Below are 20,287 nucleotides of genomic sequence, written 5' to 3'. Positions count from 1 at the left end.
CCAAAGGGCTCAGCCCTTTGGCGGGGAAGTGGGACAGAGCCCCGAGTACTTTGGCCCCGTTATCGGGCTTTGCCCGAACCCATCAGGGCGATGCCCTGAACCCGCGAAAGGGCACGCCCTTTCGAAACCGGGTTCTTGGCGCGGAGCATCGACGGCGCCGTCGCGTGGAACTGGGCCCAGACCCGCCGCATGTGACGGGCCGAGGCGAAGCCCGCCCGTTCGGCGACCTGTTCGAGGCCGAGATCGGTCTGCGCGATCAGATCCCGGGCGCGGGCGATCCGGGCGCGGTTCACCGCCTCCGTCACGGTCATCCCGGCATGGAGCCGGAACAGCCGCGCGAGGTTGCGCGGGCTCGCCCCCGCCAGCTTGCCCAGCGTGGCGGGCGACCAGTCCCGCACCGGGTCGGCCGCGATCGCGTCCTGCGCCCGGTGGACCACCGGATGCAGGTGGCTGCGGCCCTCCAACCAGGGGGAGAGCTGCGGGTCGTCCGGGCCGCGGCGCATGTAGACGACCAGCGTGCGGGCCACCGCGACGGCCGTCGCCGGGCCGGCCCATTCGGCCACGAGGTGCAGCATCAGGTCGATGCCGGCGGTGACGCCGGCGCTGCTGAACCGGTCGCGATCCTGCACGAACAGCCGGTTCTCCAGCACGTTCGCCCGGGGCGCCGCCGCCCGGAGGCGGGCGCAGCTGCCGTGATGGGTGGTGCAGGCGTAGCCGTCGAGCAGGCCGGCCCGCGCCGCCAGCAGCGCGCCCTCACAGACCGTCACGACCGTGTGGCCCGGCCGGATCGCCGCGCGCAGCCACGCCACGATCTGCGCCTCCGCGGCGGCCTCGGCGGCCCGGTCCCGGTCGGGGCCGAGGGGGTGCTCGGTCGCGCCGGGCAGGAGCACCACCGTCCCGGGCGCGATCTCCGGCGGCAGCGGGCCGGCCCCGCCGAGATCGAGCCCGATCGAGCTGCGGGTCGATCCCTGCGGTGCCGCGTAGCGCAGGTCGAAGGCGATCCGGTCCTGCACCGCCCCGGCGATCCGCAGCACCTCCATCGGCCCGGCCAGATCGAGCAGCAGGGCCCGGGGCGGCAGCACCACGAGGATCGGGATGCGGCGCCCCGGCCCGGTCATGCGGCGGCGGCCAGCGCCCGGCCGGCCAGGGCCTGCTCCACCGTGGCGATGCGGGCGAAGCGCTCGGTCAGGACCAGCTCGGTCCGGGCCTTGATGGCGTCGGCCTCGAAGCGGCGGCCATCCGGATGGGTCATGGCGAAGGTCAGGGTCGCCTCGGTGACGAAATCCACCTGCCAACCGCTGTCGGAGGCGTGGCGCGTGGTGGTCTCGCAGCACTGCTCGGTCCGGATCCCCGACACGATCAGGCGGCGGATGCCGTGCTGCGTCAGCCAGCCCGCGAGACCGCTATCGACCAGGGCGCTGTGCCGGCGCTTGTGGAACACGGCTGTCGGCGCGATCACGATGGGAGCGAGGGTGCGGACATGGCCCGATTCCGGGGAGAACGGCCCGGTCTCCGTCACGTGGAACACCTGCAGCACCGGGATGCCGCGCGCCACGGCGCCGTCGATGAGCGCCTGCTGACGCTCCGTGAAGCGCGGGAGATCGGCCTCGGTCCAGAACGGCCTGTGCCGGAAGGATTCCTGGACATCGATGACCAGCAGCGCAACATCGGACATTTCCTGCCTCCGCAAGGGTGGGTGCAGGGCCAGCATCCCGCTCGCGGGCTCCGTGCGAAAGCAACGCTGCCGCCAACGAGCGGACATTTCCGGCCATCCCACGCGGCCCCCCGGAGTACACGCATGACGGGATATCCCAAAAAGATCTTCATGCTGACCGGCGCCGGCGTCTCGGCCGAGAGCGGGCTCGGCACGTTCCGGGACCGCGGCGGGATCTGGGCGCGGTTCGACCCGATGAAGCTCGCCACCCCGGAGGCCTACGCGGCCGACCCCGACACGGTGCTCGACTTCTACGACCATCGCCGCCGGGGCGTGATCGCGGCCGAGCCGAACGCCGCGCATGGCGCCCTGGCGCAGGCCGAGGCGCGGCTCGCCGCGCGGGGCGGGCGGCTGTTCCTGTGCACGCAGAACGTCGACGACCTGCACGAGCGGGCGGGCTCCCGGGCGGTCACCCACATGCACGGCGAGCTGCTCAAGGCCCGCTGCTGCGCCTGCGGGACGGTCACGCCCTGGCGTGCCGACCTGACGCGTGCGGAGGCCTGCCCGGCCTGCGGGGCCGAGGGCCGGATGCGGCCGGACGTGGTCTGGTTCGGCGAGATGCCGATGCACCTCGACGCGATCGAGGCGGCGCTGGCGGAGGCCGATCTGTTCGTGGCGGTGGGCACGTCGGGGGCGGTCTACCCGGCGGCCGGCTACGTGCGGCAGGCCCGGGCGCTCGGAATTCCGACCTGCGAGATCAACCTCGAACCCTCCGACAATGCCGACGCGTTCGACGCGGCGCGGTACGGACCGGCCAGCGAGGCGCTGCCGCGTTATCTCGCGGATCTGGGTCTGTGACCGTACCTAAGCCGGCAACACACTGAGATAACTGTGTATTTCGGCATAAAACGCATTGCGGTTATCGAGGATCATGATCCTAATTTCCGCGAATCACTTCGTTGCGAGCTGTCAAGAACTGTTCGGATAGTTGCCGACCGGTTACAACGGCCAAGCTCGGGCTCGGCGTCGCGGCCCTCCCGAGCGTTCGTTGAAGCCATAGGGGAAGCTACGACCCATGCAGCACTTCACCGTAACCGACCGCGAGCGTGACACCGTCCTGGCGGCGCTGCGCTATTATCAATTCTACCGGATGCAGGGACATCCCTTCGACCCGCGCCAGGACCACCTGATCGACACGATCGCCGGACAGACCGGCGAGGCCCTGAACCTGACGGAGATCGACGATCTCTGCGCCGGCCTGAACGGCCACCGCCATGCCCTGGCTGCCGCCGCAGCCTGAGGCCGCAATGCGGGGCGGCTCAACCGCCCCGGGTATCCCGCGCGCGGGATAAGCGCTGGACGATTCCCTCCGAGATGAGCGCAAGCGCCGCCGGACGCGAATCCGTCCCGGTTCGGGAGGCTTCCGATGCCTCCCGTCTCCCCCGAAAGGCCGGTTTCACCGGGCCGGGAAACATGCCCTAACGATCCCGCGGGGCCCTCCGGCTCCGTGAGGTCCGGGGACACCCATGCCGAGCATGCGGACGGGTTCGGGATGGCTGTGCCGCGGCGCGCTGCGGGCGGCCGCCCTGATCCTCGGTCTGAGCCCCGCCGTCGCGGCCGAGGGCGTCGCCACCGCGCTGGTGGTCTCCGTCGATGTCTCGCAATCCGTCGACGACACCCGGTTCCGGCTGCAGATGGAGGGCATCGCCGAAGCCCTGGAGGATCCCTCAGTCGTCGGCGCCATCACCGGCAACCCGGGCGGCATCCTGTTCGCGATGGTCACCTGGGCGGACCGGGCGAACCTCGCGGTCGGCTGGCGGCGGATCGCCAGCCGGGCCGACGCCGCTGCCACCGCAGCCTTGGTCCGCGCGACCCCTCGACAGGCGGGCGAGTTCACCTGCCTCGGCCAGATGTTCCGCACGGTCACCGCGGGGGTGCTGCCGGCGCTGCCGATGCCGGCCGAGCGGGTGGTGATCGACGTCTCGGGCGACGGCATCGACAACTGCACCGACGCCGACAGCCTCGCGGACGCGCACCAGGCGCTGCTCGACACCGGCGCGACGGTCAACGGCCTGCCGATCCTGGTTCCGGGCGAGAACGACGTGGTCGGGGCCGGCGCCTACCGGGCCCCGGGCTACGGGTTGCGGGCGACCCCGTTGCCCCAGGAGCGCACGAGCCTGGAGCAATGGTACCGCGCCCACGTCATCGGCGGCCCGGGCGCGTTCCTGCTGGCGGCGGCCGGCTACGGCGACTTCTCGCGGGCCCTGCGGCGGAAATTCGTGATCGAGATCAGCGCGCTGAACCGATGAACCGCTGGCCCGATCGGGTTTCCGAAGGGCCTGCCCTTTGGCAGGGTCCAGGGGCGGAGCCCCTAGGTTTACCGCAGGGCTCTGCCCTGCACCCGCAAAAGGGCTCGCCCTTTTGAAACCCTGACTTCGAATCAGGGGGCCTTCTTGAGCTGCTGCTCGGCCCGCGAGACCGCCGCCTCGCAGCCCTTGGCGTCGTCCTTCGAGTCCGCCGTGCGCGCCTCGTCCAGGGCGACCTTCGCCTGCTGGGCGGCGTCCGCACCCTGGCCGGCCTGGGCCGACTTCTCCGGCGGGGCCTCCGGCGATTCCTTGGCCCGCTGGCCCTCCGTGCCGGTGACGCCTTCGCCGGCGCGCTTGGCGGCATTGCCCTGTCCGCTGGTATTGGCCGAGATCGACTGGCTGACCTCGGACTGGACGCGCTTCGAGAGGCTGTCGATCCGGTCGCCGCACGGTGAGGCGAGGGCGGGGGCCGCCGTCAGGATCAGGCAGGCGGTCAGGGCACAACGCATCATCGGATCGGGTCACTTTCCAAAAAGAAGGGGCCGCGGGTTCCCCCACGGCCCCAACGTCTCGCGACAGGAGACGGTTCAGGCGCTCAGCTGATCGCGGATCGGCAGTTGCCGGACCCGGCGGCCGGTGGCCGCGAAGATCGCGTTGGCGATGGCCGGCGCCACCGGGGGCACGCCGGGCTCGCCGACGCCGCCGAGCGGTCCGTCCCAGTTGCCGCTGGGCACGAGGTGCACGCGAACCACCTTCGGGGCGGCGTCGATCCGAAGGACCTCGTAGCCGTCGAAGTTGTTCTGCACCGCGCGGCCCTGCTTGAAGGTGATCTCGGAGGTCAGGGCGAGCCCCATCCCCATGACCACGGCGCCCTCCATCTGCGAGCGGATGCGCTCCGGGTTCACCTGCGGCCCGCAATCGACCGCGATGTCGATCGCCTTCACCTTCACCTGGCCCTTGTCGTCGACCTCCACCTCGGCCGCCACCGCCGTGTAGGTGACGAAGCTGTAGTGGCCGGCGACGCCGAGGCCGCTGCCCTTGGGCATCTCGCGGCCCCAGCCCGCGCCCTTGGCGGCCGCTTCGATCACGCCGCGCAGGCGGCCGGTCTCGATCGGGTAGCGCTTCGGGTCCTCGCCGTAGTTCCAGACGTCGCCGATCTCGGTCGGGCTGATCTTGCGATCGGGGCCGATGAGGTCGAGCAGGTACTCCTTCGGCTCGCGGCCGGCGGCGTGCGCCAGCTCCGACACGAAGGACTGGATCGCGAAGGCGTGCGGGATGTTCGACACCGAGCGGAACCAGCCGACCCGGACATGGGCGGCGGCCTCGGGGTTCTCCAGCCGCATGTTCGGGATGTTGAGCGGCGTGTTGACCAGCCCCATCCCGAGCTCGAACGGCAGCTCGTGCTTCGGATCGGGCGCGAAGATCGATCCGATCGTCGGCGCCACCGAGCGGTGCAGCCATGCCACCGGCATGCCCTTCTCGTCGAGGCCGGCCTCCAGATGCTCCACCGAGATCGTGTGGTAGAAGCCGTGGTGGAGGTCGTCCTCGCGGGTCCAGGCGAGCTTCACCGGCGCGCCGCCGACGGCCTGCGAGCAGAGCGCCGCCTCGACCACGTAGTCGGGCTTGGACTTGCGGCCGAAGCCGCCGCCTAGCAGCGTGACGTTAACCTTCACCTTGTCGTCGGGCAGCTTGAGCGCCTTCATCAGGCGGTCGTTGGCCGCCTGCGGACCCTGGACGCAGGCCCAGGCCTCGCAGAACCCGTCCTTGACCCGGGCCACCGCCGCCGGGGGCTCCATCGGCGCCTGGGCGAGGTGAGGCACGAAGTACTCGGCCTGCATCTTGGTCTTCGCCTTGGCGAGCGCGCCGTCGACGTCGCCCTGGGTGCGCACGACCTTGCCGGGCTTGCGCGCGGCGGCCTCCAGCTCCTTGCGGAACGCGTCCGTGTCGTAGCCGGCGTTCGGGCCGTCATCCCAGGTGATCTTGAGGGCGTCCCGCGCCTTCAGGGCCGCCCAGGTGTTCTTGGCGACCACCGCCACGCCGCCGAGCGGCATGAACTCCGTGGGGATCGGGGTAGCGTCGATCTTGAAGATCTTCACGACGCCCGGGACCTTCTTGGCCTCGCTGTCGTCGAAGGACTTCACCGTGCCGCCATAGACGGCCGGCCGCGCGACGACCGCGTACAGCATCCCGTCGAGCTTGGTGTCGAGGCCGTAGATCGCCTTGCCGGTGGTGATGTCGAAGTTGTCGATCAGCCCGATCTTGCCGGTGCCGATGTAGCGGAAGTCCTTGGGATCCTTCAGCTTGACGTCCGTGGGCACCGGCAATTCGGCCGCCGCCTGCGCGACCGCGCCGTAGCCGAGGGTGCGGCCCGACTTGGCGTGGGTCAGCGTGTGGTTGACGGCCGTCACCTCGGCCACCGGCACGCCCCACTGCTTGGCGGCGGCCTGGATCAGCATCAGCCGGGCGGCGGCGCCGGCGTGGCGGAAATGCTGGAAGAAGTGGCGGGTCGAGCGCGAGCCGTCGGTGTCCTGGTTGCCGAAGCGGGTCTCGTCGCCCCAGGCCTGGACCACCTTCACCTTCGACCAATCGGCCTCCAGCTCGTCGGCGACCGTGAAGGCCACCGAGGTGCGGATGCCCTGGCCCATGTCGGAGCGGTGGTTGGTCACCGTGACGGTGCCGTCCGGCGCGATCGCGACGAAGACCTTCGGGTCATCGCGCCAGCCGTGCGGCATGCCGTCGGCGCCGAACTTCTGCTCCTTCTGCTCCTTGGTCTGGGTCTCGTCCGCACGGGCGGGGCGCACCGAGAGGGCCAGCACCAGGGCGCCGGCGCCGCCGAGGATGCCGCGGCGGCTGACATTGTCGAGGGCCGGCTTGGTGCCGGCGGCGAGCTCAGCGCTCAGCTTGGCGTCGTGGATCACAGGCGCTCTCCCTTGGTGGCGGGCGCCGTCTGGCCGGCGGCCTGGTGGATCGCGGTGCGGATGCGCGGGTAGGTGCCGCAGCGGCAGATGTTGCCGCTCATCGTGGTGTCGATGTCCTCGTCGGTCGGCTTCGGCGTGTCCTTCAGGAGGGCGGCGGCCTGCATGATCTGGCCGCACTGGCAGAACCCGCACTGGGCGACGTTCTGGTCGCGCCACGCGACCTGCACGGGGTGGTTGCCGTCCGGCGACAGCCCCTCGATGGTGACGACCTCCTGGCCGGCCGCCGCCGAGACCGGGGTGATGCAGGCGCGGGTCGCCGCGCCGCCGAGATGGATGGTGCAGGCCCCGCAGAGCGAGACGCCGCAGCCGAACTTGGTGCCGGTGAGCCCGAGTTCGTCCCGCAGGTACCACAGCAGCGGCATGTCGGGGTCGCCGTCGAAGCTGCGCGCAGCTCCGTTCACGGTGAGTTTGATCATCGTTGCGTCCTGTCTGGCGGCGCCGGAGCGGCGTTCAGTCGGGTCCGAGCCGGGCCTTGGGGCCGAGGCCGGCTGTGCCGGCTCAGGTTCGCCGATGCGGGTATGCCGGCGGGCGAACGCTCAAGCTCAGAATAATAAGTATTCTAAGTCAGGCCTCGGGCCAGGTGCAACGCAGGGATGGGGCGGGTCATCCCGGCGTGGTTGCGTTCCGGACATGCCGCGTGCGGTGGCGCACATGAATCGAGCAGGTAAGCGACGCTCGGTAATCGTGCTCTGGCTGACGGCGCCCGCTGGCCCACCGCGCCGCGACGCGGTATAAAACGAGCCCCGTGGGTATAACCGCGGATCTCGACGGAGGGACACGATCAGCCTCGCGGATGCGGAGACACAGCTCGGCGCTCTGATCGAGCGCGTCGCGATCGGCGATTCGGTCGCGATCACCCGTGACGGTCGTCCGGTTGCGCTTCTGACCCGCACCGACAGCCCGCTGCAGCCCATCAGTCTCGACGTCCTTCGCGCGGTGACTGCCGCCATGCCGGAGCAGGGTGAGAGCGCTGGGTCCTTCATCCGCACAATGCGGGATGAAGACCGCTATTGAGATCCTATGTCGACACCTCGGTCTTGGTCTCGGCGCTGACCACCTTGCCATCGCGTTCGAGGCCGGATTGAGTATCGCGACCCTCGATCGCAAGCTCGCCGAGGCCGGTAGTACTCTGGGTGTGTCCACCGAACTCCTGTGACCCTGCGCATGTCGCTCAGGGCGGATCGTACCCGGTCCGAACGTGCGGCAGGTGAATCTCGAGACCGCTCTCGGCTTACCCCTCGAAAACCTTGTCCATGCCGATCAGCAGATCACGGCCGTTCTTCGGGATGGGGAAGCCGTATCCATCGCCGGGCTTGTCCCACATCAGAGTGCCGGCCTTGTGGGCTTCGCTGACGTAGAGGTCGATGCCGATCTTCTGCATCGTCAGATGAAGCGCCTGCAGCGCGTCGACGCCGGCTCCGAAGCTGTCCCGCGGCTCTCCGGGCCAATCGATCGTGTAGCGGCAGATCCAGTGCCCATCCGCGTATTCCGGCGCGCAGAGCCGGACCGGGACGGAAATATCCGCGTCCGGGCTCCGGATCGTCAGGACGCGCGTGCCGATGACCAAGGCGGCGTGATCCTCACACCGTCACCTGCGTCCCAACCTCCACCACCCGCCCCGTGGGGATCTGGAAGAAGTCCGTCGCATCGTTGGCGTTCTTGGCGAGCGTGATGAAGATCCGGTCCTGCCAGAGCGGCATGCCCGAATGCGCCGCCGGCCGGATCGAGCGGCGGGACAGGAAGAACGACGTCGCCATGATGTCGAACTTGAAGCCCTGGCGGCGCAACAGGACTAGCGTCTTCGGGATGTTCGGCGTCTCCATGTAGCCGAACTTCATCACGACCTTGTAGAAATGCGGGCCCACCGGCTCGATCCGCACCTTGTCGGCCTCGTTCGAGCGGGGCGTGTCCACCGTCTCGACGGTGAGGATCACGTTCTTCTCGTGCAGCACCTTGTTGTGCTTGAGGTTGTGCAGCAGCGCGGCCGGGGCGATCTCGGGATCGCTCGTCAGGAACACCGCCGTGCCGCGCACGTGGTGGGGCGGGCTCTTCTCCAGCATGCCGACCAGTTCCACGAGGGGCACGTCGGTCTTGCGGGTCTTGTTGAACAGGATCGTGACCCCGCGCACCCAGGTCCACATCACGATGATTAGGGCACCGGCCAGCAGCAGCGGCACGTAGCCCCCCTCCACCACCTTGATCAGGTTGGAGAGCAGGAACAGGAATTCGAGAATGATGAAGGGCAGCATCACGGCGGCGGCCGCCACCGGCGACCAACCCCACATCCGCCAGATCACCAGGAACGTCATGGAGGCGGTGAGCAGCATCGTACCGGTCACCGCGATGCCGTAGGCCGAGGCGAGCGACGAGGAGCTCTTGAACAGCACCGCCAGCAACACGACGCCGACCATCAGGAGCCCGTTGATCTGCGGCAGGTAGATCTGGCCGGCATGCGATTCGGAGGTGTGGCGGATCTCAAGCCGCGGCAGCAGGCCGAGCTGGATCGCCTGCCGGGACAGGGAGAAGGCGCCGGTGATCACCGCTTGGCTCGCCACAACGGTGGCGAGCGTCGCCAGCACCACCATCGGCAGCAGGCCCCAGGCCGGGACGAGCTGGAAGAACGGATCGGCCGTGTCGGGCTTCTCCAGCACCAGAGCCGCCTGTCCGAGATAGTTGAGGGCGAGCGCCGGGAAGACGAGGCAGACCCACGCCACCTGGATCGGCTTGCGGCCGAAATGCCCGAGATCGGCGAACAGCGCCTCGGCGCCGGTCACCGCCAGGAACACCGCACCCAGCGCCACCAGCGCGCCGGTGCCGTGACCCAGCAGGTACATCACGGCGTGCGCCGGGTTGACCGCGCGAAAGACCTCCGGATGGAGGGCGATATGCGGCAGCGCGGCGAGCGCCATGGCGAGGAACCACACGATCGTCATCGGCCCGAAGAAGGCCGCGACCTTGGCGGTGCCGCGGTTCTGCACGAGGAACAGGGCGACGATGATCACCACGGTGATCGGCAGGACGTAATCGTCGAGGGCGGGGGTGACGAGCTTCAGGCCCTCCACCGCCGAGAGCACCGAGATCGCCGGTGTGATCACGGCGTCGCCGTAGAACAGGGAGGCGCCGAGCAGCCCCAGCATGAACACGATGCGCGAGCCGCCGAGCGCCTTCCGGGCCAGCGCCATCAGCGAGAGGATGCCGCCCTCGCCGTTGTTGTCCATGCGCAGCAGGATCGCGACGTACTTCACCGTCACGATCATGAACAGCGCCCAGAGGATCAGCGAGACGGTGCCGATCACCTCCTCGGGCAGCAGGATGCCGTCGGTCCGGGCTGGGACCAGCGCCTCACGGAACGCGTAGAGCGGGCTGGTGCCGATGTCGCCGTAGACCACGCCGACGGAGCCGACGAGCAGCGTCCAGAAGCCCGCATGCCCATGACGGGTCTCGGCCTTCTCGGGGGCGTCGAGGGTGCCGGAGGTCGCGGGCCCCTGAAGAGGGCTCTCGCCCTCGGCCGCCGGGGCGGTCTCGCGCGCGGTGTCGGACGCCGCGGGCGTGGGCTGGGCTGCTACGCCGGGTGCGAAGGTGTGGCTCATGCGATTGTCGGAAGCTCAGGCGTGGCCGGCGCTTCGCGGTTCGGCTCAGGGGCCAGTCGGGGCCGGGCAGAAAACGCGAAGACTCCGCCGAACCGCGCGGGCCGGCCACCGGGCCGACCGCTCACGGGATCGTGCCGCGTTGCTACCACGGCCGCGGGCAGGCGGAAACCGCGTGCAGATGCGAAGAGCGCGGAGCTGGGTCTCGGCGCGGGGAGGTCGATCGACGCGGGTGGGTGAGACGCGCGGTCTCCCGCCCCCGCAAAGGGGGAGGGGGCGAAGCGGTCCCGACCGTGCCCTACTCCGCGGCGGTGCGCGTCCCGCCCTGGCCGAATCGGCGCTGGATGTAGTCGATCACGATGCCCTCGAAATCCTTCGCGAGGGTCGGGCCGCGCAGCGTCATCGCCTTCTTGCCGTCGATGAAGACCGGCGCGGTCGGGGTCTCGCCGGTGCCGGGCAGGGAGATGCCGATATCGGCGTGCTTCGATTCGCCCGGGCCGTTCACGATGCAGCCCATCACGGCGACGTTCAGCCCCTCGACGCCCGGATAGGTCTTCTTCCACTCCGGCATGGAGGTGACGATCCAGTTCTGGATGTCGCGGGCGAGTTCCTGGAAGGTGGTCGAGGTCGTGCGACCGCAGCCCGGGCAGGCCGCCACCATCGGCACGAAGGTGCGGAACCCCATGGTCTGCAGGAGTTCCTGGCTCGCCTTCACCTCGACGCTCCGGTCGCCGCCGGGCTCGGGCGTCAACGAGTAGCGGATCGTGTCGCCGATGCCCTCCTGGAGCAGCACGCCGATGGCGGCCGAGGCGGCGACGAGGCCCTTCGAGCCCATGCCGGCCTCGGTCAGGCCCAGATGGATCGCGTAGTCCGAGCGGCGCGCCACCTCGCGGTAGACGGCGATCAGATCCTGCACCGCCGAGACCTTGGCCGACAGGATGATCTTGTTCTGCGGCAGGCCGAGTTCGACCGCGCGGTCGGCCGAGCTGATCGCCGAGCGAACCATCGCCTCGCGCATCACCGCCCGGGCATCGATCGGCCGCGGCGCCTTGGCGTTCTCGTCCATCAGGTGGGTGAGCAGCTCGCCGTCGAGGGAGCCCCAGTTGGCACCGATCCGCACGGTCTTGTTGTGCTTGATCGCCTGCTCGATGATCGCCGAGAACTGCGTGTCCTTCTTGTCCTTGAAGCCGACGTTGCCGGGGTTGATCCGGTACTTGGCCAGCGCCTCGGCGCAGGCGGGATGGTCGGCGAGCAGCTTGTGGCCGATATAGTGGAAGTCGCCCACCAGCGGGACGTTGACGCCGATCCGATCGAGGCGCTCGCGGATCTTCGGCACCGCGGCGGCCGCCTCGTCGCGGTCGACCGTGATGCGCACCAGCTCCGAGCCGACCCGGGCGAGCTGGGCGACCTGCGCCACCGTGGCGTCGATGTCGGCGGTGTCGGTGTTGGTCATCGACTGCACGACGATCGGCGCGCCGCCGCCGACCGTGACCGCGCCCGCACCCTCGCCGACCGTGACGCCGACCGTGCGGTGGCGCGGGGCGGGGCCGGCGATCTCCGGTCCGCCGCTGGCCAGCGGGTTCTCGGCGGGGATGTCGGAGCGGGTGGTGGCTTCCATGACTTCCATCGTGGACCTTCGGTGCGCGCCTCGCGAGGCGCCGGCGCCCGTCAGGGCCGTCCGGCCTGTCCCGGGGACACGCCGCACCGGAACTTCGGGGCTGCCGCGGGTGAGTTGCGGACGACCCGGGGCGGCGTCAAGCCGGCGCCACGCGGGCCAGCATCGCGCTGGACAGCATACGCGGCTGTCATGTCGTATCTGCGGGCAGATGTCGAGTTTGCCGTGCGGCCAGCAGGGTTTTCGTCCGCGGCTGTTGCCGATCCGCCCGGCCGATCGGCGATGCGGCGCGCGATCACAGGGACGCCGTCCCGTTGATGTTGCGTTGCAACATGCCCATCTTGTCGGCCCGACACAGGAGGCCGAGATGAGCGAGCAGTTCGGTGGCGCTGAGCCGCACAATCCCGTCACCGCGGTGCCGGAGACCCCCGTCTCCGACGCGATCGAGCCGCAGCCCGCTCAGGTGCCGGGCCCTATGCTGGCCGGCCCGCAGGCCGAGAAGCCGGTGGCGCTCGCGCTCCAGGGCGGCGGCGCGCACGGGGCCTTCACCTGGGGCGTGCTCGACGCGCTGATCGAGGACGGGCGGCTCGGCTTCGAGGCGGTCACCGGGGCGAGTGCCGGGGCGATGAACGCCGTCGTGCTGGTGGATGGCTGGCTCAAGGGCGGCCCGGACGGGGCCCGGGAAGGGCTCGAGCGGTTCTGGCGGGAGGTCAGCCTCGACGGCGACCTCGGCCCGACCCAGCGCCACGTCGTCAGCGGGCTGTTCAGCCTGTGGAAGGGTAATCCGGTGGCCGAGTTCTGGGCCAAGATGCTGTCGCCGAGCCCCTACGTGTCGAACCCGCTCAACATCAACCCGCTGCGCCGGGCGCTGGCCGACCAGGTCGATTTCGAGCGCCTGCGCGAGGCCGACACGGCGGGCCTGTTCGTCTCGGCCACCAATGTCTGGACCGGCAAGCTCGCGGTGTTCGAGCGCGAGCGCCTGACCGTCGACCACCTGATGGCCTCGGCCTGCCTGCCCACCGTGTTCCAGGCGGTGGAGATCGACGGCGTGCCCTATTGGGACGGCGGCTATCTCGGCAACCCGCCCCTCTACCCCCTGCACCGGGGGGCCCAGACGCGCGACATCCTGCTGGTGCAGATCAACCCCGTGGAGCGGCGCGAGACCCCGCGCACGGAGGCGGAGATCCGGGACCGGCTCAACGAGATCACCTTCAACGCCAACCTGATGCGGGAACTGCGCGCCATCGACTTCCTGGACGGGCTGATCGAGGAGGGGACGCTGGGCCAGGGGCAGTACCGCCGGGTGCTGGTGCACCGGATCGACGGCACCGACGCCCTGGAGGATTACAACGCCGCCTCCAAGCTCGACGCGCGCTGGACCGTGTTCAAGCGCCTGCGCGACAAGGGCCGCGCCGCTGCGCAGGCTTGGCTCGCGGAGAATTACGAGCGCGTCGGCCGGGATTGCACGGTCGATCTGCAGCAGGCGTATCAATAGGTCCTGATCCCAAGATTGCATCGCGGTTTGATGATGGTCGCCGGCTTATAAAAAAGAATGTCGGCGCACATCTCTGGTCATGAATTGGCGACAGATCGAAAAATGTTGTTGGGTTATGTCCGGGATGTAAGTTTTTTATTGCGTTGAATCGCGTCTCGATCGCTTTCTTCTGCTTGCCGCTGGTGGCATGGGCCCCATGCGGGCGCCGTCGTTCGCGAGCGGGGCGGTTCATGACGATTCGGTTGGTCGACCTGAGAATTAGCACGAAGATCGCGCTGATCATGGCGGTGATGCTGGCGATCACGGTCAGCGTTTCGGCGATCTCGCTGCGGAATATTGGCGTGATCGAGGATTCGGAGGCCTGGACCGTCCACACCCACGAGGTCCTGTCCGAGATCGACCGGATGATCGCCGCGATGATCGATCGGGAGACGGGGTTGCGCGGCTACCTGATCTCTGCCGATCCCGCCTTCCTCGAACCCGAGCAGATTGGCCGCAAGACCTTCGCGCAAGCCTGGGAGGCCGCGCGAAGCCTGACGCGCACCAACGCCACCCAGCAGGCGCGGCTCACGGCGCTGAAGGGTTTGGCCGAGGACTGGAGCCGGACCATCGCGGATCGCGAGATCGCCCTGATGCAGGACCCCGCGACCCGGGATGAGGCGCGCCGCCTCGCCGGTTCGGTGGCCGGCAAGACGGCGATGGACGGCCTGCGTGCCAAGGCGGCCGAGCTGACGCAGACGGAGCAGGATCTCCTGAAGACCCGCGGGGCACGGTCCACGGCGGCCGTCGCGTCGTCGCGCTCGGCCAGCTACGCCGGGCTTGGGTCGGTGGCGCTGGCGGCGCTAGGCGGGCTGGCCCTCCTCCAGATCGGCATCGCGCGGCCGATCCACGCCATAACGGGCACGATGACCCGGCTCGCCGCCGACGACCTGTCGGTCGCGGTGCCGGGCGTGGGGCGCCGCGACGAGATCGGGGCCATGGCCGACGCCGTGCAGGTCTTCCGGGACAAGCTCGCGCGGAATCAAGTGCTGGAAGCGGAGGCGGCGGAGGCCCGGGCGGCGGTCGAGACACAGCGGAGGGCCGCCATGCACGACTTGGCCGATCGCTTCGAGGCGGCGGTCGGCGGCGTCGTGCGCGCCGTCGCGGCGGCGGCGGCGGAGCTGCAATCCGCCGCCGAGAGCATGAGCGCGGCCGCTACGCAGACCGCGCAGCAATCGGTCACCGTGGCCTCGGCGGCCGAGCAGGCGGCCGCGAACGTCGGCACGGTGGCGGCGGCGGCCGAGCAGCTCGGCACCTCCGTCTCGGAGATCGGCCGGCAGGTGCAGGGCTCGGCGGGCTTCGCCACCGCGGCCGTCGCGGACGCCGAAAAGTCCGCCACCCTGATGCAGACCCTGCGCGCGGGCGCGGCCCGGATCGGCGACGTGGTCAGCCTCATCGCGGGCATCGCGGCGCAGACCAATCTGCTGGCGCTCAACGCCACGATCGAGGCGGCGCGCGCCGGCGAGGCGGGCCGCAGCTTCGCGGTGGTGGCGACCGAGGTCAAGGATCTGGCCAGCCAGACCGCCAAAGCCACCGAGGAGGTCGCGCGGCAGATCGGGGAGATCCGATCCTGGACCGGGGATGCGTCGGATGCGATCACCGTGGTCGTCAGCCGCATCGGCGAGATCAGCGTTCTGGCCGGCGGGATCGCGGCGGCGGTCGAGGAGCAGGGCGCGGCCACCCAGGAAATCGTGCGCAACGTCGGGCAGGCGGCGCAAGGCACGGGCGCGGTCACGAACAACATCGTGGGCGTCGCGCAGGCGGCTGAGGAAGCCGGCGCCGCCGCCGAGCAGGTCCTGGGTTCGGCCGCCGACCTGTCGAGCCAAGCTCAGCGGCTCGACGCGGAGGTCCGTCGCTTCCTCACGTCGGTCCGCGCGGCCTAGGGAAGCCCTGCGGGACGCGGCTTCGGGTCGGAACCGAGGTGCCGCACGGCCCTGCGGCGAATCGACCGACCCGGTGGGCGAAACGTCCGGCCGCCCGCCGCGTTTCGCGAACTACGTCCGGGGCGAGGCTGACGTCATGACATTGCTGCGCCGCGAGGCCCTGATCCTGATCGGCGCCGGTCTGGCCAGCGGCGCCCGCGCCGCCGAGGCCGCGCGGGCCACCGACTTCGCCTTCGAGACGCCGGAGGGCGGCCGGATGCCGCTCTCGGCCTATGCGGGCAAGCCGATCCTCGTGGTCAACACCGCCACGGCCTGCGGCTATGCCGGACAGCTCACCGGCCTCCAGGCCCTCTGGACCCGCTTCGGCGACCGGGGCCTGACGGTGATCGGCGTGCCGTCCCCCGATTTCGGCAATCAGGAGCCGCTCGACGGACCCGCCATCGCGGAGGCGGCCCGGAAGAACCACGGCGTCACCTTCCCGCTCACGGCCAAGACCCACGTGAGGATGCCGAACGCCCATCCGTTCTACCGGTGGGCGGCCGCCGAGCGCCCGGCCGAGACGCCGCGCTGGAACTTCCACAAGTATCTGATCGCCCGGGACGGCACGCTCGCGGCTTCCTTCGCCACGCAGGTCGAGCCGACCGACCCACGGGTGATCTCGGGGATCGCCGCAAGCCTCGACCAGGCCTGAAACCGGCACGACAGGCCCGCGGGATTAAAGCCGTGCGCCGCCCCGTTCACGTCTCATGGCATCAGACAAGCAGAAGCGCGCTGACCTCCTCGACCTGCTGGTGCCTCTGAGGCGCTACGCCCGGTCGCTCACCCGCGATGCGCTGCGGGCCGACGATCTCGTGCACGACACGCTGGTGCGCGCCCTGGAGATGCAGGGCACGCTCCGCCCGAACACCAATCTGCGCACCTGGATGATGACGGTGCTGCACAACGCCTTCATCGACGAGCAGCGCCGCCGGCAGGTCGAGGCGCGCCATGCCGATACGCTGGTGCGGATGGCCGAGGACATGGCGCCCCCCGCCCAGGAAGGGCAGGTGCGCCTCGCCCAGATCCGGAAGGCGTTCCTCACCCTGCCCGAAGAGCAGCGCGCCGCCCTGCACCTCGTGACCCTGGAGGGCATGGCCTACGCCGACGCGGCGGCCGTGCTCGGCATTCCGATCGGGACGCTGATGTCCCGCCTCGGCCGCGGCCGGGCCGCCCTGCGCGCCTTCGAGGAGGGCGCGCGGATGGATCAGAATGTGGGCTCGGAGGCGGGCAAGCCATCCGACCGGACCGGAGAGACCCGGCGCGGGCCGCCCTCCGCGCTCAGGCTCGTCGTGTCCGACACGCCGCCGAGCCGATCCGTCTGGCCGCTCCGGCGCGCCGCCGGGGAGAACTGAGGGCGGCTTGTGACAACCGTCAGTCCCCGGCGCCGGCGCGGACTGACGACAGCGACCGGCGGATCGCTCTGCGGCATGGTGCGGGAACGCGGCATCCGGCTTTTCCAAATCCACCATGCGGGACCACAGGCCCGGGACCACCGCCGTTGAAGGGCGGGGCGCTCCGGGGCACGCTGGCACTGAGGACTTCACGATGATTGATCCGATCACAGACGACGATCTCATCGCCTTCGTCGACGGGCAGATCGACCCGATGCGCCGCCTGGACGTCGAGGCCCATCTGGCGGCCGACCCCGCGGCGGCCGCCCGGGTGATGGCCGAGATGCACGATCGCGATGCCCTGCGGGCCTGCTTCGAGCGGGTCCCAGGCCCCGGGCCCGACCGGACCGTCGCGCTCGCCCGCCGCTTCGACCGGAACCTGCGCTGGCGCCGGGTGGCCTCGCGCCTCAAGCGGGCCGCCGCCATCGCGGTTCTCGTCGGCGCGGGCTGGCTCGCCCATGACGAGATCGGCCGCTTCGGCGTGCCCGACACCCTGGCGGCGACGCCCGATCCCGCGCTGATCGCCGATGCCCGGCAGGCCCGCGCCGTGGCGCAGCTGCGCAAGAGCATCAGCGGCGAGGCCGATGGGCCGGTCTACGACCGGGCGCGCCTGCGCTCCGTGACCGGCATCGACCTGCCGGCGCTGCCCGCGGGCTGGCGGGTGCGCGACATCCAGATCTTCCCGGCCCGTCACGGCACCGGCATCGAGGTCGCCCTCGAGGCCGGGGATTACGGTGAGGCCTCGCTGTTCGCCACCCGCGGCATCCGCGGCGGCCCGGCGACGCTCACCGGTTCCGAGGATGGCGACATCGTCGCCTGGAACGCGGGCGACACCGCCTACGCGTTGATCGGCCCGCGGGACGATGCGGCTCTGCAGCAGGTGGCGGGTCTCCTCGGCGCGGGGCCGGCGGCGCGCTGAGGCGGCTGCCTCAGGTGTCGTAGTGCCATCGACACTGGGCGATTTCGAGGACTTGGTCGTCTCCGACGCCCCTCGCGCGGTCGACGAGGCGGTGTTCCGCCGCGATCCGGCGTGACGACCACCCTTCGAGATGGCCCCTCAGGGGCTCGACCTTTCCGATGCCCGCGAACGGCGTTCGCATGCTGGCCTTGATGAGGTCATTGATGCGGGCCAGCGTATCGTGGTCGGTCGCCTGCCAATGCAGGTAATCCTCCCAGGCGTTCGCCGACCAGACGAGCTTCACGGCTCGATGAGGCCATACATCTTGTCCGGCCGAGCGTCCGACAAGGCTGGGACGCGTGCTCGTCGCGAGGCCGTGCACCGGGGCTCCTCATGACCCTCGACATCCCGCCCCGGCGGGTGCCAAAGATCGGCCATGCAGGCTGCGGATTCGGCACGGGCGGATGAGGGAGCGGCGCTTTTGGCGGCCGCCCGGATGGTCCGCGAGCGGGCGCATGCGCCCTATTCCCGCTTCCGGGTGGGGGCGGCGCTCCGGGACGAGCGCGGCGCCATCCATGCCGGCTGCAACGTCGAGAACGCGGCCTATCCGGTCGGGACCTGCGCGGAGGCCGGGGCGATCGCCGCCATGGTGGCGGCCGGGGGACGGCGGATCGCCGAAATCCTCGTCTGCGGGGACGGCGCCGGCCTTGTGACGCCCTGCGGCGCCTGCCGCCAGCGCATCCGGGAATTCGCGCGCCCCGACACGCCGATCCACGCCGCCACCCCGGAGGGTATCGCGAAGAGCTTCACGCTCGCCGAACTGCTGCCGGACTCCTTCGGGCCGGAGACGCTCGGTGAGTGAGGCCGCCGCCCTCGACGCGCTGCGCGGCGCCGGCTTCGCGGGCTCCTACGCCTGCGCCCTCGTGACCGGCACCGGCCTCGGCGGGATCGCGGAGGGCCTGGAGGAGGCCGTCTCCATCCCCTACGCGGCGGTTCCGGGCTTCCCGGGGGCGGGGGTCAGCGGCCATGCCGGGCGGCTGCATCGCGGGACCCTGGCAGGACGCCCGGTCCTGGTCTTCGAGGGGCGGGCGCATGCCTACGAGCGGGGCGATGCGGCCGTGATGCGCGTGCCGCTCGCCTGCGCCCGGCAGCTCGGGGCCCGGCGCCTGCTGCTCACCAACGCCTCCGGCTCGCTGCGGCCGGAGGTGGGCCCCGGCAGGCTCGTCCTGCTCGCCGACCACATCAACCTGTCCGGCCTCAACCCGCTGATCGGCGAGGCGAGCGACGCCCGGTTCGTGCCGATGACCGACGCCTACGACCCGGATCTGCGCGCGCGTTTGCACGCGGCGGCCACCGCCTGCGGCATCCCTCTGGGGGAGGGGGTCTATGCGTGGTTCTCCGGCCCGAGCTTCGAGACGCCCGCGGAGGTCCGGATGGCCGGCATCCTGGGGGCGGATCTCGTCGGCATGTCGACGGTGCCCGAGGTGATCCTCGCCCGCTTCCTCGGCCTGCCGGTGGCGGCCGTCTCGGTGGTGACCAACCTCGCCGCCGGAATCGCCGGGGGCGCCCCGCACCACGCGGAGACCAAGGCGGTGGCGGCCCGGGCCGCGGAGGAACTCGGCCGCCTGATCCGGGCCTTCGTGGCCGGGCTGCCCGAAGGAGATGCGCCATGACGGATTCCGAGACCGGCGCAGTCGCCCGCCGGGCGCTGCCGCTCCTCGACCTCACCGACCTCGGCGAGACCTGCACCGAGACGAAGATCGACGCCCTGTGCCGGGACGCGAAGGCCGGGTCCGTCGCGGCGATCTGCGTCTGGCCGCGCTTCATCACGCAGGGCGCCCGGGCACTCGCCGGCACCGGCATCCGGATCGCCACGGTGATCAATTTTCCGGCCGGCGGCGACGATTGCGCCCGGGCCACCGACGACACCGCCGAGGCCCTGCGCGACGGGGCGGACGAGATCGATCTCGTCCTGCCCTACCGCGCCCTGATGCGGGGCGACGCGGCTTTGGCCCGCGATATGGTCGAGGCCGTGCGCGACGTCTGTGGTGCCGCGACCCTCAAGGTGATCCTGGAGACGGGCGAGCTGGGCGATCCCGAACGGATCCGGGTGGCGAGCCGGCTCGCTCTGGAGGCGGGCGCCGATTTCCTGAAGACCTCCACGGGCAAGAGCCCGGTCTCGGCGACCCCGGAGGCCGCCGAGGCGATGCTGACCGAGATTCGTGCGGGCGGCCGCCCCGCCGGCCTGAAGGTGTCGGGCGGCCTGCGCGGCGTTGCCGACGCCGCCACCTATCTGGCGCTCGCCGACCGGATCATGGGGCCGGACTGGGTGACTCCAAAGACCTTCCGCCTCGGGGCGAGCAGCCTGTACGGCGCCCTGATGCAGGCGCGGGGACTCTGAG

General features: G+C 70.7%; 21 protein-coding genes. 12 read left to right on the top strand and 9 right to left on the bottom strand.

Annotation, left to right across the window (positions count from 1 at the left end; all coding sequences use genetic code 11):
• Nucleotides 1-59: 59 nt before the first annotated feature.
• Together AAHG09_RS12825 and AAHG09_RS12820 are read right to left on the bottom strand one after the other, a co-directional pair.
• Nucleotides 60-1,118, bottom strand: coding sequence for a GlxA family transcriptional regulator (locus AAHG09_RS12825; protein WP_342107651.1), 1,059 nt, complete (start codon nt 1,116-1,118; stop codon nt 60-62).
• Complete coding sequence (locus tag AAHG09_RS12820; protein ID WP_342107649.1) at nt 1,115-1,675, bottom strand: isochorismatase family protein; 561 nt, start codon at nt 1,673-1,675, stop codon at nt 1,115-1,117. The genes AAHG09_RS12825 and AAHG09_RS12820 overlap by 4 nt, the downstream gene beginning before the upstream one ends.
• A gap of 123 nt (nt 1,676-1,798) precedes the next feature.
• On the opposite strand from AAHG09_RS12820, the gene AAHG09_RS12815 reads away from it, so the two are divergent.
• From AAHG09_RS12815 to AAHG09_RS12805, 3 genes are all read left to right on the top strand, one after another.
• Nucleotides 1,799-2,512 (top strand): SIR2 family NAD-dependent protein deacylase, encoded by a 714-nt coding sequence (locus AAHG09_RS12815; RefSeq protein ID WP_342107646.1) that lies wholly within the window; start codon nt 1,799-1,801, stop codon nt 2,510-2,512.
• A 217-nt stretch (nt 2,513-2,729) separates the two neighbouring features.
• Nucleotides 2,730-2,954: a hypothetical protein gene (locus tag AAHG09_RS12810; protein WP_091720005.1), complete on the top strand. Its 225-nt coding sequence runs from the start codon at nt 2,730-2,732 to the stop codon at nt 2,952-2,954.
• 235 nt (nt 2,955-3,189) lie between these two features.
• Nucleotides 3,190-3,963 (top strand): DUF1194 domain-containing protein, encoded by a 774-nt coding sequence (locus tag AAHG09_RS12805; RefSeq protein WP_342107799.1) that lies wholly within the window; start codon nt 3,190-3,192, stop codon nt 3,961-3,963.
• A 131-nt stretch (nt 3,964-4,094) separates the two neighbouring features.
• Here the strand turns inward: AAHG09_RS12805 and AAHG09_RS12800 are convergent, their stop codons facing one another.
• The 3 genes from AAHG09_RS12800 to AAHG09_RS12790 all read right to left on the bottom strand — a co-directional run bounded on the left by AAHG09_RS12800 (nt 4,095) and on the right by AAHG09_RS12790 (nt 7,354).
• The gene (locus tag AAHG09_RS12800) at nt 4,095-4,472 is read right to left on the bottom strand and encodes a hypothetical protein (protein ID WP_342107644.1); all 378 of its coding nucleotides are present in this window, start codon (nt 4,470-4,472) and stop codon (nt 4,095-4,097) included.
• A gap of 75 nt (nt 4,473-4,547) precedes the next feature.
• Nucleotides 4,548-6,878: a xanthine dehydrogenase family protein molybdopterin-binding subunit gene (locus tag AAHG09_RS12795; protein ID WP_342107642.1), complete on the bottom strand. Its 2,331-nt coding sequence runs from the start codon at nt 6,876-6,878 to the stop codon at nt 4,548-4,550.
• Nucleotides 6,875-7,354, bottom strand: a complete 480-nt coding sequence (locus AAHG09_RS12790) for a (2Fe-2S)-binding protein (RefSeq protein WP_342107641.1) — start codon at nt 7,352-7,354, stop codon at nt 6,875-6,877. Before AAHG09_RS12790 ends, AAHG09_RS12795 begins: the two co-directional genes overlap by 4 nt.
• A gap of 364 nt (nt 7,355-7,718) precedes the next feature.
• Between AAHG09_RS12790 and AAHG09_RS12785 the strand changes: the two genes are divergently transcribed.
• Nucleotides 7,719-7,952, top strand: a complete 234-nt coding sequence (locus AAHG09_RS12785; RefSeq protein ID WP_342107798.1) for a type II toxin-antitoxin system Phd/YefM family antitoxin — start codon at nt 7,719-7,721, stop codon at nt 7,950-7,952.
• Nucleotides 7,953-8,169: 217 nt separating this feature from the next.
• Here the strand turns inward: AAHG09_RS12785 and AAHG09_RS12780 are convergent, their stop codons facing one another.
• The 3 genes from AAHG09_RS12780 to ispG all read right to left on the bottom strand — a co-directional run bounded on the left by AAHG09_RS12780 (nt 8,170) and on the right by ispG (nt 12,152).
• A complete protein-coding gene (locus AAHG09_RS12780; RefSeq protein WP_342107639.1) occupies nt 8,170-8,505 on the bottom strand; it encodes a DUF6968 family protein in 336 nt (111 codons plus the stop codon).
• A 13-nt stretch (nt 8,506-8,518) separates the two neighbouring features.
• Complete coding sequence (locus tag AAHG09_RS12775) at nt 8,519-10,528, bottom strand: potassium transporter Kup (protein WP_342107636.1); 2,010 nt, start codon at nt 10,526-10,528, stop codon at nt 8,519-8,521.
• Between the two features lie 295 nt (nt 10,529-10,823).
• Nucleotides 10,824-12,152, bottom strand: coding sequence for a flavodoxin-dependent (E)-4-hydroxy-3-methylbut-2-enyl-diphosphate synthase (ispG, locus tag AAHG09_RS12770; RefSeq protein ID WP_342107634.1), 1,329 nt, complete (start codon nt 12,150-12,152; stop codon nt 10,824-10,826).
• Nucleotides 12,153-12,507: 355 nt separating this feature from the next.
• Between ispG and AAHG09_RS12765 the strand changes: the two genes are divergently transcribed.
• From AAHG09_RS12765 to AAHG09_RS12745, 5 genes are all read left to right on the top strand, one after another.
• Nucleotides 12,508-13,635 (top strand): patatin-like phospholipase family protein, encoded by a 1,128-nt coding sequence (locus AAHG09_RS12765; protein WP_342107632.1) that lies wholly within the window; start codon nt 12,508-12,510, stop codon nt 13,633-13,635.
• 230 nt (nt 13,636-13,865) lie between these two features.
• Nucleotides 13,866-15,557 carry a methyl-accepting chemotaxis protein gene (locus AAHG09_RS12760; RefSeq protein WP_342107631.1) on the top strand — a complete coding sequence of 564 codons (1,692 nt, stop codon included), beginning with the start codon at nt 13,866-13,868 and terminating at the stop codon, nt 15,555-15,557.
• A gap of 136 nt (nt 15,558-15,693) precedes the next feature.
• Nucleotides 15,694-16,248 carry a glutathione peroxidase gene (locus tag AAHG09_RS12755; protein ID WP_342107630.1) on the top strand — a complete coding sequence of 185 codons (555 nt, stop codon included), beginning with the start codon at nt 15,694-15,696 and terminating at the stop codon, nt 16,246-16,248.
• 55 nt (nt 16,249-16,303) lie between these two features.
• Nucleotides 16,304-16,948, top strand: coding sequence for a sigma-70 family RNA polymerase sigma factor (locus tag AAHG09_RS12750; RefSeq protein WP_342107629.1), 645 nt, complete (start codon nt 16,304-16,306; stop codon nt 16,946-16,948).
• A 193-nt stretch (nt 16,949-17,141) separates the two neighbouring features.
• On the top strand, nt 17,142-17,906 hold the full coding sequence (locus AAHG09_RS12745) for an anti-sigma factor family protein (RefSeq protein ID WP_342107628.1): 765 nt from the start codon (nt 17,142-17,144) through the stop codon (nt 17,904-17,906).
• A gap of 10 nt (nt 17,907-17,916) precedes the next feature.
• Here the strand turns inward: AAHG09_RS12745 and AAHG09_RS12740 are convergent, their stop codons facing one another.
• Nucleotides 17,917-18,267, bottom strand: a complete 351-nt coding sequence (locus AAHG09_RS12740) for a Txe/YoeB family addiction module toxin (RefSeq protein WP_412760032.1) — start codon at nt 18,265-18,267, stop codon at nt 17,917-17,919.
• A 54-nt stretch (nt 18,268-18,321) separates the two neighbouring features.
• Between AAHG09_RS12740 and cdd the strand changes: the two genes are divergently transcribed.
• The 3 genes from cdd to deoC are packed head-to-tail and all read left to right on the top strand — an operon-like array spanning nt 18,322 to nt 20,286.
• Complete coding sequence (gene cdd / locus AAHG09_RS12735) at nt 18,322-18,747, top strand: cytidine deaminase (RefSeq protein WP_342107626.1); 426 nt, start codon at nt 18,322-18,324, stop codon at nt 18,745-18,747.
• On the top strand, nt 18,740-19,558 hold the full coding sequence (locus AAHG09_RS12730) for a purine-nucleoside phosphorylase (protein ID WP_342107624.1): 819 nt from the start codon (nt 18,740-18,742) through the stop codon (nt 19,556-19,558). The genes cdd and AAHG09_RS12730 overlap by 8 nt, the downstream gene beginning before the upstream one ends.
• A complete protein-coding gene (gene deoC, locus AAHG09_RS12725) occupies nt 19,555-20,286 on the top strand; it encodes a deoxyribose-phosphate aldolase (RefSeq protein ID WP_342107623.1) in 732 nt (243 codons plus the stop codon). Before AAHG09_RS12730 ends, deoC begins: the two co-directional genes overlap by 4 nt.
• Nucleotide 20,287: the final 1 nt, after the last annotated feature.

This window comes from Methylobacterium guangdongense, assembly GCF_038442355.1.
GTDB classification, from domain to species: Bacteria; Pseudomonadota; Alphaproteobacteria; order Rhizobiales; family Beijerinckiaceae; genus Methylobacterium; species Methylobacterium guangdongense.
This window is presented reverse-complemented; position numbering and strand designations above follow the sequence as displayed.